Origin of the sequence: Poseidonibacter lekithochrous (assembly GCF_018861145.1) — a bacterium.
Taxonomy (GTDB): domain Bacteria; phylum Campylobacterota; class Campylobacteria; order Campylobacterales; family Arcobacteraceae; genus Poseidonibacter; species Poseidonibacter lekithochrous_A.
This window is the reverse complement of record NZ_JAHKQT010000021.1, coordinates 1-13,468: the sequence shown is the minus strand read 5'-3', so window position 1 is coordinate 13,468 and position 13,468 is coordinate 1. Positions and strand designations below refer to the sequence as shown.

At 26.4% G+C, this 13,468-nt stretch carries 17 protein-coding genes; 8 read left to right on the top strand and 9 right to left on the bottom strand.

Translation table 11 applies throughout. The features are described from left to right. The coding region (locus KO488_RS08120) for an SDR family NAD(P)-dependent oxidoreductase (protein ID WP_216058303.1) at positions 1-429 on the bottom strand (429 nt) is incomplete at its 3' end. A gap of 359 nt (positions 430-788) precedes the next feature. Here KO488_RS08120 and KO488_RS08115 point away from each other — a divergent pair. The 7 genes from KO488_RS08115 to KO488_RS08085 all read left to right on the top strand — a co-directional run bounded on the left by KO488_RS08115 (position 789) and on the right by KO488_RS08085 (position 7,382). Beyond that, positions 789-1,106 (top strand): hypothetical protein, encoded by a 318-nt coding sequence (locus KO488_RS08115; RefSeq protein ID WP_216058302.1) that lies wholly within the window; start codon positions 789-791, stop codon positions 1,104-1,106. A 618-nt stretch (positions 1,107-1,724) separates the two neighbouring features. After that, positions 1,725-2,132 (top strand): hypothetical protein, encoded by a 408-nt coding sequence (locus KO488_RS08110; protein ID WP_216058301.1) that lies wholly within the window; start codon positions 1,725-1,727, stop codon positions 2,130-2,132. A gap of 20 nt (positions 2,133-2,152) precedes the next feature. Then, complete coding sequence (locus KO488_RS08105; protein WP_216058300.1) at positions 2,153-2,785, top strand: hypothetical protein; 633 nt, start codon at positions 2,153-2,155, stop codon at positions 2,783-2,785. Between the two features lie 277 nt (positions 2,786-3,062). Beyond that, positions 3,063-4,043: a hypothetical protein gene (locus KO488_RS08100; RefSeq protein ID WP_216058299.1), complete on the top strand. Its 981-nt coding sequence runs from the start codon at positions 3,063-3,065 to the stop codon at positions 4,041-4,043. 465 nt (positions 4,044-4,508) lie between these two features. Further along, the gene (locus KO488_RS08095; protein WP_216058298.1) at positions 4,509-5,333 is read left to right on the top strand and encodes a universal stress protein; all 825 of its coding nucleotides are present in this window, start codon (positions 4,509-4,511) and stop codon (positions 5,331-5,333) included. 19 nt (positions 5,334-5,352) lie between these two features. Then, complete coding sequence (locus KO488_RS08090; protein ID WP_216058297.1) at positions 5,353-6,015, top strand: response regulator transcription factor; 663 nt, start codon at positions 5,353-5,355, stop codon at positions 6,013-6,015. Next, positions 6,012-7,382 carry a sensor histidine kinase gene (locus tag KO488_RS08085; protein ID WP_216058296.1) on the top strand — a complete coding sequence of 457 codons (1,371 nt, stop codon included), beginning with the start codon at positions 6,012-6,014 and terminating at the stop codon, positions 7,380-7,382. The genes KO488_RS08090 and KO488_RS08085 overlap by 4 nt, the downstream gene beginning before the upstream one ends. Positions 7,383-7,390: 8 nt before the next feature. Here KO488_RS08085 and KO488_RS08080 read toward each other — a convergent pair whose 3' ends face one another. The 5 genes from KO488_RS08080 to KO488_RS08060 form a co-directional block, all read right to left on the bottom strand. After that, positions 7,391-8,221, bottom strand: coding sequence for a DUF5718 family protein (locus KO488_RS08080; RefSeq protein ID WP_216058295.1), 831 nt, complete (start codon positions 8,219-8,221; stop codon positions 7,391-7,393). Positions 8,222-8,296: 75 nt separating this feature from the next. Next, positions 8,297-9,811 carry a tripartite tricarboxylate transporter permease gene (locus KO488_RS08075; protein WP_216058294.1) on the bottom strand — a complete coding sequence of 505 codons (1,515 nt, stop codon included), beginning with the start codon at positions 9,809-9,811 and terminating at the stop codon, positions 8,297-8,299. Between the two features lie 9 nt (positions 9,812-9,820). Continuing rightward, positions 9,821-10,267, bottom strand: a complete 447-nt coding sequence (locus KO488_RS08070) for a tripartite tricarboxylate transporter TctB family protein (protein WP_216058293.1) — start codon at positions 10,265-10,267, stop codon at positions 9,821-9,823. A gap of 10 nt (positions 10,268-10,277) precedes the next feature. Beyond that, positions 10,278-11,282: a Bug family tripartite tricarboxylate transporter substrate binding protein gene (locus KO488_RS08065; RefSeq protein WP_216058292.1), complete on the bottom strand. Its 1,005-nt coding sequence runs from the start codon at positions 11,280-11,282 to the stop codon at positions 10,278-10,280. 416 nt (positions 11,283-11,698) lie between these two features. Then, complete coding sequence (locus tag KO488_RS08060) at positions 11,699-12,031, bottom strand: YnfA family protein (protein ID WP_216058291.1); 333 nt, start codon at positions 12,029-12,031, stop codon at positions 11,699-11,701. A 94-nt stretch (positions 12,032-12,125) separates the two neighbouring features. On the opposite strand from KO488_RS08060, the gene KO488_RS08055 reads away from it, so the two are divergent. Then, complete coding sequence (locus KO488_RS08055) at positions 12,126-12,416, top strand: DUF4172 domain-containing protein (RefSeq protein WP_216058290.1); 291 nt, start codon at positions 12,126-12,128, stop codon at positions 12,414-12,416. Here the strand turns inward: KO488_RS08055 and KO488_RS08050 are convergent. The 3 genes from KO488_RS08050 to KO488_RS08040 form a co-directional block, all read right to left on the bottom strand. Further along, complete coding sequence (locus KO488_RS08050) at positions 12,413-12,619, bottom strand: hypothetical protein (protein ID WP_216058289.1); 207 nt, start codon at positions 12,617-12,619, stop codon at positions 12,413-12,415. The two genes, KO488_RS08055 and KO488_RS08050, sit on opposite strands and share 4 nt — an antisense overlap. A gap of 71 nt (positions 12,620-12,690) precedes the next feature. Continuing rightward, positions 12,691-12,942: a hypothetical protein gene (locus KO488_RS08045; protein WP_216058288.1), complete on the bottom strand. Its 252-nt coding sequence runs from the start codon at positions 12,940-12,942 to the stop codon at positions 12,691-12,693. A gap of 20 nt (positions 12,943-12,962) precedes the next feature. Then, entirely contained in the window at positions 12,963-13,256 is a 294-nt protein-coding gene (locus KO488_RS08040; RefSeq protein ID WP_216058287.1) for a hypothetical protein, read from the bottom strand. Between the last annotated feature and the right edge of the window lie 212 nt (positions 13,257-13,468).

Genomic DNA, 13,468 nt, shown 5'->3' with positions numbered 1-13,468 from the left:
ATAATGAGCTAAAAGAGGAAGTCCCATTTTTCCTAAAAATGAACTAATATTAATTATTACTCCAGATTTTGCTTCTCTCATATGAGGAAGAACTGCCCTAGTAACTTTTAGTAAACCAAATACATTTACATCAAACTGATTAAACATTTCTTCATCAGTTCCATCTTCTACTGTTGAAAGAAGACCATAACCAGCATTATTAACAAGTACATCAATCTTGCCTTCTTCTTTTATAATCTTTTCAATAGCCTTATTTATACTTTCTGTTTTTGTTACATCTATATATATACTTTTTTGTAAACCATTTGCAATTTCTATATTTGGATCTCTTGTTCCTGCATAAACAATATATCCATTATCACTTAGAAGCTTTGATGTTAACTCACCCATTCCTGATGTTGCACCTGTAATTAAAACTACTTTTGCCATATGTAACCCTTTTTATTTTATTAAGTATCTTATCCTATAGCTAAATAAATAAAATAGATATATATCAATAATTATCTACTTATATTAACAAATATTATCTAATCAACATTCTTTTCAAGAAGCCTATAGTTAGATATAATAATTATGTAAATTATACAAGTCTTCGCAATTTTTCTTACAAATTCCAATAAGATATCCAGTATTACTTGTTAATTGTCCAATCATTATTTAATAATTCTAAAATCATTAATATAACTATTTCATTAAATTTTAGGTAAACTTTTAAAAACATGGCATAAAGCTAATATAGTATATAATTATATAAATAATATCTATATTAGATATATAATGAGTATTACATGTTAGTTTTAAAAATTGTTGGAGGTTTAGTTCTTGCATTATTATTTTATTTACTTATTACATGGATAAATGCCATTACTTTTAAAAAATATAATTATGAGTTCATTACTCCATCGTTAGCTTTTCTATATGCCTGTATATATGCTCTTTTATATTTTGGAAGAGATTATTATATTGATGCTGTTTTAAAAGATGGTGATATATGGAATGGAATAATATTATTTTCATTTGGAGTAATTACATTATTAATAAGATTAATTTTAAATATGAAATTAGTTGGATTTTTCAAAGGTTTATTTTTTACTATAGGTTCTTGAACTTGTTATTTTAACTTAGATACTTTTAAATTCAAAGCATAATTTAGTGGCCACATTAAAACTAATAAAATATTATGTGAAATATTTTCTATACTAATTTTGCTTTAAAATCTTTAAGCTTTTTTTGTGTTTTCCTGGTGCTTGTCCAAAATAGCTCGTATATTCTCTACTAAATTGATATGTCCCTTTTACATTCTTTATTTCTTATTTTTTATTCTTAATAACAGAATTATATAATTAACTACATATTACTAGATTAGAATCAGATTTAGATAAAGCATAAATTAACATCAAATTAAATGTAAAAAGTAGACTACTTCAATATGAACATTGTAAAGCTAACAAATTAATTTTATCGATATATATAAAAGTTGTAAAAAAACAAATAGAAAAACTCAAGCAAAAAATATAGTTAGTTCAAGTAAAATTTTTGATGATAAAAAAGTAGAGTTTGATTTTGGAACTTTAGAAGTATCTGCAAAAATTAAAGAGAGTTTAAAGGTGTTTAAAAAAGAAGATTTAGGAATCATAATTGAAGAAGCATTGAAAGCAATTGATGTTGAAAAAATTTCTTTTGAGTATTCAAAGAGAATAGAAAAATAATTTTTGGAGTGTATGATGAACAATAAAAAAGAGTACTTTTTAACTAACAAAAAACAATCAAATTTTAAAAGATTTATGAAGAATTTTAAGTGCATTTTTTGTAGTACAAGTGAAAGTGTTTTATTGTTCATAAGAGAAAAAATTTGTTTCAGTAAAGATGAAATTGAAGAAATAAAAGAAGAGATTTCTATTGTAAATGAGAATGCAGAAAAGTTTGAAAAGGTAGAAGAACATGTAGAAGATTTTTTTATAATGTCAAAAAAATTGCAGTTAGAAAATGATGAATTAAGAACAGATAATAAATTAATGATGATGAAAATTAATGAATTATATTATGCAGAAATTCGTAACGATAAATTAAAAAGAAGAAACATTTTTAATGAGTTAGGGTTTAGCATAAGTGAATTTAATTTAAACAAATAAAACAAAAAAGGATAGTAGTAATGGAAATAAAAGAATTAAAATTTAATAGTATTTTGGATGTAGTTACTTGTTTAGATAATGATTTAATGCAAAGAAATTTTGCAAATCATTTAGTAAGTGTTTGTAATGAAGTTTATGAAATATCAGATAAAAAAGTTAGTGGAGTTTTATTAGAAAAGTCAAAAAAGAAATATTACAATGTTGATGTAGATGTTGTAATAAAAGCAATAAATTTAACAATAGAAAATTTAATAGAAGATGAAAATAGTAGAGCAAGATTTAAACTTTTATTTGATGGAACTAACAAATCAAAACTAAGAAATTTAAGATTTGTATTGGATTTTTTTAGCTACATAGAGTTATGTGGAAACACAGATAAAAGATATATTTATGCAACTACATTGTGTGAAAATATTACTGCAAATAAATTTTTTGCAATTAGTTCAATTGGATTTTCAAAAGACAAATTAACAGAATTAATTATGAATAAAGAAATATTAAACATGCTTTTTAGCATTGCAACTTTAGGCAATTCAAATGTGGAAATTTTAGCTTATGGCGCAAAAATAAATAGCGTAATTGAGCAGCGAGAAATCTCAAGATTTAAGATTATTGAAGTGAAAGAGTTGATATCAAAACTCAAAAATATTTAGAATCGAACTATACTATACTATTAGATATTAATAGTCTTAGTATTGATATATTATCCTAGGCTAATAACATCTAATATTTCCTAAAGCTAAAGCTTGTATCCGAAATAAAAAAGACTTAACCCCTTAAGTGTTATACAAAACACAAAAAATTAAGGAATGAGCTATAAGCTCAAAATAGAAAGATTTTAGGCTAAAACGACTAGAAGTATTAAAAAACTATTTTAATCGCTTCTAGGTGGTTTAAAATGATTTTAAATGATATAAATAAGGACTCAAATTGGCAACTTTATATACAATTGTTTTATTGGCTATCTTAATTGTTGTTGTATTTTTCTTTTACAAAGAGTATACAAGCAGCAGAAGTTATAGAATTAAGAAGTCAGTAAAAACATATAGAAAGATGAAAGCAGAAGAAGAAAAGAGAATGCTTAAAATAAAAAATACTGGAGAAGAAATTGTAAGTGATGAAAACAGAGTAGTAGAGATAATTAGAAAAATTAATTCAGGAGAAGAAGTAAAAATTCCAATCGCAGCTTTTCAATATATTTACAAAAGATTAAATCAAATTTGTGTTGTAGATAAAAATGGAAATGTTCAAATTGTAAATAGTCAAGAGTTTAAAAAGTTTCAAGAAAATGCAATTGCTTTGCTTGACAAAGATAAAGAAATAAAAAGAGATATTGCAAATTTAAGTGATGATGTTACTTCTGTTTTTACAACAAAAAAATATCCAGATGGAACAATTGTTAAAAAGAATAATGTTAATGGTGACATAACAATTTTAAAACCAGATGGAACAAAATATGTAAATAAAAATGAAACAAACGATTTAATTATTGAAAGACCAGAGGAGTTAGAAGAAAAAAATAAAAACAAAAATAAAAATAAAAATAAAAACACAAATCAAAACATAGAAGATGTAAATGTATTAAAAAATAAATTGAAAAACTTATCGCAAGAAAATACATATTTAAAAACAAAGAGAATAAAAGGCAAACAGGAATCAGAAAAAAATATCGACACTAAAACTGAAAAAGAAAAAGAAAGTACCAATGCAATTGATATTAATAAAAATAAAAAGAGTGAAAAAAATTCTTTAGCTGAACAAGAGAAAAATCTTTTTAAATCTTTTGAAGAAGATAAAACAATTGACATTGAAGTGCTGCAAAAAAATCTTGAAAACATTACTTCTGAAAAAGTAACAGAAGAAATAAATATAGAAGTAGAAAAAAAGAAAATAATTTTTTTAAGAAGATAAAAATATTCAGAATGAAGATAAAATAAAAACTAAAGATAAAGAGATTAATGAAAAGAAAAATAGATTTAAAAACAAAAAGGTGGATTTAAAAAAGACACTTCTATTGAAGATATAAAAACAACCTACCCTGAGCGAAATAATGAAACTTAATTTAAAAAGTACAGGTTGTTGAACATATTTTTATAACTCATATTTGTCAATAATTTCTTTGTCTTATTTCTTATTTCTAGTTCAATATTTTATAACAGAAAAAGGATACACAGTTTAAACAACAATTTATTACATATAGAATTTAAAGAAGCAATGTTACGAAAAGAAAAGACTTCTTATAAATTTATTTTCTGAGTAGGGTATAGGGTTGATAGATAACATATAGTTTTATAATTCTAAAATACACAAAATCTTGTCAGTATATTGCCAGATAGTTATCTTATAATTTTAAAAGTCTTATACGAAGGAATATATATGAATTATAGAAAGTTATTTTTCCCTATTGGTGGAGGTGAAGAATTAAAAGAAAGATTATATGGTGCATTTTTAATAGCAAATAAGTTTAATACAAAATTAGATGTATTAAAATGTATGCATGAAACTAACTCAAATATTTATAAATCATATAGTATTCCAAAAAATATTATAAGTGAGATTGACAAAATAATTGAAACAGAGTACAAAGATAAGAATGAAGAATTTTCTATACTTTTTGAGAAAATAATTAAAGAAAGTAAGATAGATAGTTCATTAGTTAATTTAAAAATAGTAAAGGGATTACGAAGTACACTTGTTGAAGAGGAATCAAAATTTTGTGATTTAGTTATAGCTGCTGCACCCCCATCTGGTCTTACAACAGCAACTTTTGAAACTTCTGTACTTAAAAGTGGTAAAGCTGTATTAATGTTCCCTCGTATTATGAAAACTTTTTCTATGAATAATATCATCATAGGATGGAATAATTCAATAGAAGCGTCACGCGCAATTACTTCGTCAATAGAAATATTAAAACAATCACAAAGAGTGCATATCGTGTCTTCATCTGAATATATAAAAAACCCTCAAATGATGCAAAACCTTGTTGATTATTTATTAGAACATGAAATAAATGTAAGTTACGAAATAGTTAAAACAACAAGAATTCCAGGTCAAGCTCTTTTAAATGCAGCACTTGATGGTAATTTTGATTTAATTGTAGCCGGAGCATATGGACATAAAGGTTTAAAAGAGCTTATGTTTGGGGGAGCAACTAGATATTTATTAGAAAATTCACCAATCCCTGTTTTTATGTCTCATTAAATTATGTTAAAATAGTCTTATGAAAATATTAGTAGTTGAAGATAATGAAAAATTAGCAAATGCCGTATTAAAAAAACTTGAAAACAATGGATATGCAGTTGATTTATTTTATGATGGAGAAGAGGGTTTATATGCTATAGAAACCTCATTTTATGATTTACTAATTCTTGATTTAGGCTTACCAGGAATTGATGGCATTGAAATTATTAAAAAACTAAGAAGTCATCATAAGATTATTCCTATACTTATTATCTCAGCTAGAGATGAACTTGACCAAAGAATACTTGGCTTAGATTGTGGTGCGGATGATTACTTGTGTAAACCTTTTGAACTTAATGAAGTTATCGCTAGAGTTCAAGCTCTACTTAGAAGAACTAAATATCAAGTAAATAGCAAGATTACATATAATGATTTAATCTATGATACTCAAAATAGAACACTTATGAAATCTGGTGAGCATGTGGAGTTAAGTAAAAGGGAATTAGCTATATTCGAAAACTTATTACTTAATATTGATACAGTCTTAAGTAAAGAAAATATTGTTGAACATATAAGTACTTTTACAGAATCTATTCACCCCTCGTCTGTAGAAACGTATGTTTCAAGAATTCGTAAAAAATTAGCTAACTCTATTAATTTAAAAACCGCGCGAGGGTTGGGGTATATTTTGAGTAGTAAATGAGTTCTTTTCAATCAATAAAGTCTAGACTGTTAATTTCGTTAACATTTCCTTTAAGTATTGCAGCAGTTTTATTAATTCTAATTATTTATTTTACAGTTCAAAAAAAAGTAAACAATCATTTTGATAAAACTCTTTATGCTACAGCAAAAAGTATGGAAGATAGTATTAATATTATACAAGAACATTTAGTGGTTGACTTACCATATTTTGCAATTGATTTATTGTCTTCAAATAATGATGGATTAGTCTTTTATTCTATTGTAGATGATCAGAATAAAATTCTTACAGGTTATAAAAACCTATTAAGAAAAGAACTTTTAAGAAATAGAGATAAGTTTTTTTATAACACTACTTATGCAGGTGCTAGAGTAAGAGTTGTATCTTTTAAGACTTCATTATCAAGTGCAGGAAAAACGCATTTTGCGTTTATAACAATAGCTGAAACTTTAGAAGGGAGAGAAACTACAATAAATGAAATTTTAACTATGATTTTTTTAATAGTTTTATCTGTTATTATATTCACTCTTTTAGTTTCATTTTTTGCAGTTAAAAAAGGGTTGTTGCCCTTATATGTGCTAAAAGAGATTATTCAAAAAAGAGATTCAAAAGATTTAAGTCCAATAAATTTTGATGCACCAAAAGAAATTGAAGATGTAGTTAATAGCGTTAATATTTTATTAACGAGAAGTCGAGATACAATAAAGTACATAGAGCAATTTAATTCAGATGTATCTCACCAATTAAGAACACCCTTAGCAGAATTAAAGGTTCAAATTGAAGAATCAAATGAGAATAATAATTGGAATTATGTTGAATTAAATAAAGTAATTAACACAATGTCTCATATTACAGAACAACTACTGTTATATGCTAAAACAAACCCAAATACAATTGATAAAACATATCTAAAAAAAATTAATCTTAATAACTTTTGTAAAGATTATTCTTTAAAAATAGCAAATAAAGTTTATGAAAAAGGGTTTGAATTTGCATATGATGATTTAGAGGAGAATATTTTAATTGAGGCTGATGAAATTATGTTAAGAAGTATGTTAGACAATATTATTAATAATGCTTTATATTATGCAAGAGATGAAGAAGGTAATCCTATTGGAACTATTACCTTATCTATACAAAGACATAATAATACAATTTGGTTGAATGTCAAGGATGAAGGAAAAGGAATTGAAAAAAAAGATTTAAATACTATATTTGATAGATTTTATAGAGTTGACTCTAAAAAAAGTGGGAGTGGTTTAGGTCTAAATATAGTAAAACAAATTGCAAATCTGCATAATGCTCATGTTCAAGCAAGAAATGATAAAGGTTTAATTATTTCTATAATATTTAATTTAAAAAATAAATAAACCTAAATTTATTTAACTATTTGGTGTAACCTTGAACACTCATCTAAGTTATCACTTGAACCTATATTATTAATAATATCTAGATGACTATATCTTCTAGCATTATAAACATAAATAAAAAGTTCATCACCTTTTTTTAGAAAATTCCTTTTCCCAAATTCACTATATGCAGTTGCTCCTGAGGCTATTAACATTCCTTTTGCCTCTTCTGCTTTTTTCATAAATTGTCCTAATTCTTCTAAAGGTCCACAATCTTCTTGAGTATTGAATTTTTCTATCATCCAATCTTTTAGTTGAGTAAAGAAATATGAGTAAGATTTTACAGCAGAGATAGTTCCATAATTATGAAGTTTCCCATCTCTTTTTATAAAAGAAGATAAATGGTACTTATTTAATATTCCATCTTCTGTGAAATTATCTATTTTGATAAAATCTTTTGAAATCCCTTTTGTTTTGATGCCCCAATTTTTCTTTGTACTTAATTTCTTTCCATCTTGAACTCTTAAAGAACAATCATTAAAAGCTGAAAAGTATTTTGGAACAATATCTATTACTCTTTTATTTTCATATACAAAATCGCAAATTAGTGAAAGTTCTGGTTCTGCTTGAATCTTATCCTCTTCTCTATTATGAGTATAAATTTCTTTATGAGATATTGGGTAAGTACTTAAAAATGAGTCATGTTCTTTTATATAAAAAGGGAATAAACCTTTTGGTGCATCTTTTTCTTCTGTTTTTATAACTTTAAATTCATCAGCTTCTCCAGCTTCACCCAAATGTCCAGCAAAATTACCTGCAACTGCAAAGCCTAAATAATTCTTTAATTCTTCTATTAACATTGATATTCCTATTTGAAAGTTTTACTTATAATCTTTTTTAAATTTAGAAAAATAAATATATGGTTTCCCATATATTTATTTTTGTGTTGAAGTTTTTCTATTTTTTATTATTTCTATAATTTTAGTACCAAAAAGAGATAATACTAATAAAGCTAAAATTACTAAAGTTATTGGTCTTTCTAATACATAAGAGAAGTTTCCTCCAGATATTTGAAGAGTTTGAACTAAATTACTTTCAGCCATACTTCCCAATAACATACCAATAACAGTTGCTGGAACAGAGAAGTTGTATCTTCTAAATAACCATCCAATAAGTGCAAAAACTAATACACTAATAGGTCCAGCCATATTACCAGTTAACCCAAATGCACCAGCTGTTGCTAGAACTAAAACAGAGGGAACAAGATAATTCATCTTAACTTTTATTATTGAAGCTAAAACTGGAATTAAAAGTAATCCTAAAATAATTAGTAATACCGCTTGTCCAAAGTTTGCAAAAATAATTGCATAAACGATGTCCATTTCTTCTCTAATGAATTGTGGACCACCTGTTATATTATGCATTGCAAAGGCAGCAAGCATAACAGCAGTAGCACCACCTCCAGGAATCCCAAGGGCTAATAATGTTGCCATTGAACCAGCCTCTGAAGTACTATTAGCAGCCTCTGATGCAACAACACCTTTTGGATTACCTTTTCCATAACTTTCAGGATTCTTATCTCTTCTTTTTGTTTCAATATAAGAAAGTAAGTTTGATACTGATGATCCAACACCTGGTACAGCCCCAATAATTACACCAATAAAACTACCTCTTATTAGAATTACAGGATATTTAAATGCTTGTTTAAATCCTTTTATTATATAAGAAATACGAACTTTTCTTTGACTTTCATCTTCAACTAAAAATTCAGAATTTACTAGTTTAAATAATTCAGAAGCTGCAAACATACCCATCATTGCAGGAATAACAGGAACTCCATCTGCAAGAAGTTCAATATCTAATGTTCCTCGCATCACTCCCACTTCACTAAAACCAATTGTTCCTATTAATAAGCCAAATAATCCTGCTATTAGACCTTTCAGAACATGCTTACCCGTTAAACTTGCAATTAGTGTTAATCCCCAAAGAATAACCATAAACATCTCAGAAGGTCCTAATTTTAAAACAAATCCAGACATTGGTTTAATAAGAAAGAATAAAAGAACATAACCTAAAATAACACCAAAAGTAGAAGAACCTAAAGCTAATCCTAATGCTTCATTATGTTTTCCTTGTCTAGCCATTGGATAACCATCAAATGCTGTCGCTATTGCAGAAGAGGTTCCTGGTATATTCATCAAAATAGCAGGAACTCCGGCTCCAAAACCACCACCTGTAAAAATTGCAGTTAGAAATAACATCGCTTGTAAGAAATCCATATATAAAGTTATTGGTAAAAATATTGCCATTGCCATTGAAGTCTGTAATCCTGGAGTTGCTCCAAAAAATAGACCAATCATAATACCTGGTACTACTATCAACCAATATTGAGGTTGAGAAAAAAGTAAATTTAAAGCTTCACTTGCAGAAGCTACATCAATCAAATCCATGATCTTCTCCTAATAATCTGTTGGTAATATTGTCATTGGCATAGGATAAGGAAGCATTGCTGAGAAAAAATATGCAATGATAAAACCATATACTAAACTATAACCTAATATCCAAGGTAATCTTTTTTCACCATGAAAAAATAAAAAAAGTCCCAAAAATATAATGGTACCTATATCAAACCCTAAAATTTCTAATGTTAATACATATATTGTAAATAGAATTACTACTGGGATTACTGAGAGAAAATCATCTTTTTCTTCTTTTGCTTGTATCTCTTTTTGAGTAAAAAATTCATAAATACATAAACAAAGGGTAATTGCAGCTACTGGCAAGATTAGAATAATATTTTCCATGCTACTTGATGCATTATGTGTATCTATTGCATACCATAATACAAAAGTAGCCAAGCATAGTAAAACTATGCTATTAGCTATATTTTCTTTTGTTAGAATCATTACTTATTCCTTATTTTTCTAATAGGTAAGAGTATGATTCAAAAATTTTGAAGGACTCATTAATAAGTCTATTTGATTCTTCTGGTCCTGTCCATGTATATCCAATATCACCTTTTTTAAGAAAGCTCTGCACACTTTTATTTGCTAATGTTCTTTTAATTCCATCAACTAAAGTTACATATCTTTTTGGATATTTAGCTTTGAAATCTTTTGAAACAGCAAAACCTCTCATAGATCCACTAAACACTGGCAATTCTTTTCCTGAAGCTTTGATTGCTTCATTTAATGTAGGAGCATCCCATTGTTTCATTCTTTTATCTTTTACAATAGCAATAGGTTTAATAAATTCTCTAATACTTTCACTTCCTTGTGCAGAAATAGCAATTAAATCAACTTGTCCACCTGCAACTGCTGTTCTTGCTTTTCCACCACTACTGTATGTAACTAAGTTTAAATTTTCTTGAGGAATTTCAAGTTTCTCTAAAAGTAATTTTAATAATAAATGTCCACCTGAACCTTGAACAACAGCAGCTTTAACTGTTTTTGGATTATTTTTAATTGCATCAATAACTTCCATCATGTTGTTATATTTAGAATTCTTATTTAACGCAAAAAGTTCAAAATCAAACCATTGAATATTCAAAAAGTCAAAGTCAGTCATTGTATATTTAGCATTTCCAGAAAGAATAGTATTTGCTAAGTAAGGTGCGAAAGTTGATGCAAAAACAGTATAACCATCAGCTGGTTTTTTTAATACATAATTAGCTGCAATTTGTGTTCCTGCACCTTTTTTATTTACTACTTTTACTCTTGTTTCTAATTCATCAGAAAGAAATGTTGTCATAGAACGTGTCATTCTATCTGCACTACCACCTATACCAAAGCCAACCACCATATTAACTGGTTTTTTCGTTGGATAATTATCTGCAAGTAAGCTTGTTCCACCTATTAACCCTAATCCTAGTACTGTAGTCGCAGCCACTTTCATTGTTGATTTAACAATATTTGTATACATATTCACTCCTATATTTTAGTTATGATGAAACTTTATCAAGAGAATCTGGCAAAATGCTGACAATAAAAATTCTTAAGTTGATAGGTAAAGTTATTAATAATATTTTAGTACAAATTTTTAAAAATCAAAGGATACATGTAAACTGAAAATTATATAAAAATTAATTTTAATTCTTACTCTTAAAGAAGCCTACAAACACTTTCTCAACCTCTTATTTTTGGAGCAGTTTTTACCACGAGAAAGTTTGTTCCAAAAAGAATTGAATTATGTAACATACTTCTAAAGGTACTATTTATGGAGCTGGTGATGTTTTAGGAAGAAATATGATTGTTTATACTTCTGCATATGAAGGTAAATTAAATTTTGGTATCTTTTCTATCATTTTATAAATTCGTTTTTCTTCATAGTAGTAAATTTTAAGGCGTAGAAAAACGTGAACCATATATTATAATAGAAGCTCCAATGAGGATAATTCCCACTCCGCTTATATCCCAAGCAGTTGGTTTAATGCCATCGACAAGCCATAACCAAACAATTGCTGTACTTATATAAATGCCACCGTATATTGCATAAACACGTCCAGTAGCATCAGGATGTAATGTTAAAAGCCAAGAGAATATGGCAAGGCTAAGAGCCGCAGGCAATAAAAGCCATATTGACCCACCTTGACGAAGCCATAACCATGGCAAATAACAGCCAATAATCTCTGCAATTGCAGTGACAACAAATAACAATCCTGTACTTATCATTTTTACCTCTTTTTTATAATATTTATCTATAGAAGCCCTAAAATAGTAATCCATAAAATAAATTATAGTAGAAATGATTTAATTTCACCTTGGAATGTCTCCTATAAAGTGGACAGTTTTATGTATTCAACTACCTCTTACTTTTAGAACAGTTTTTACTAATTTTGAACTTGTTTCAAAAAGAGTTGAAATTTGGAGAATCTTCATTGATACGATGAAAAAACAAAAATGGATTTGGGAATACGAAGAATATCCTAATTTTAAATATGATAAAGATATATTAGCACCAATATTAAGAGATATTGCATATGAGCAAGGCAAACTAAAAGCTTTTATGCTTTTATACATAGTATTTATAAAACTAATTCAACCCAACCTAATCTAATCATTCTCCAAAGCCATTTCTTTTTGAACTTCTTCAGCTATTGTTTGTGCAAAGAAGCTTTGTTTTGAATAATCTTTTATATCATAGATTTCTATTTCATGTTTATATATATCATAATATTTAAGAAGAAATTTTTCTAGTTCTATTATTTGAGATTCATCAAACTTATAATCTAGTTCTATTATTGTTTTTGGGTTTTGCATTTTATATTCCTTATATAATTAATTTATCAATAAATTCTTGATTTTTTGTTTAGGTTTTAGGTTTAAATATTTTAATGATTTATTTCTTTTAAATAAGTATCTGCTTCAAATTTACCAATAATATTAATAGCTGCAATAAGTGGAATTATTACAAATGAAATTAACAATGCTACATCATTAAATTCATATGATGTTTGTATATTAAACACAAGAATATACAAGCCATAAATTATTATAGATACAAAGGTAAATACAGAAGCTATTACTGTAAACATTGCTAGTTTGGCAAAGAATCTATTCATAGTTTTATAAAAGTTACACATAGTTTATTACACTTCCTTTATTATTTTAAATTACATCTTTTTAAATTTAATATATTTACACCATTACTAACAATAAACTCATTATTCTTTTCAAACACATATCCATTAGCAATTGATACAAGTAAAGAGTCACAGATTAATTCTTTGTTATTTTTAAAAGCATTTATTACTTCATTTTTATTATTCTTTTCTATTTCATATATAACATACAATAGTAATAATACACAAATAGCTAATATGATTCTTCTTAGTATAGTAAAGAACAACTCTTTATCTTTTTTACATTCATTATTTAAAGAATTTATATTTTCCATAATATTCCTTCTATAATATCTAATATAGATATTAATTGTAATATTATAAACTAATAAGAAATATTGTCAAGTTTTATGATTATATACAATAAATTATCATTATATATATTATTTATCTATTACAGATACAAATATTGTTATACTAAGACTAATATAGATTTACAAGGTATTTTATGACGAAAGAACAGTTTAATAAAAGATTAAAAGAGTTA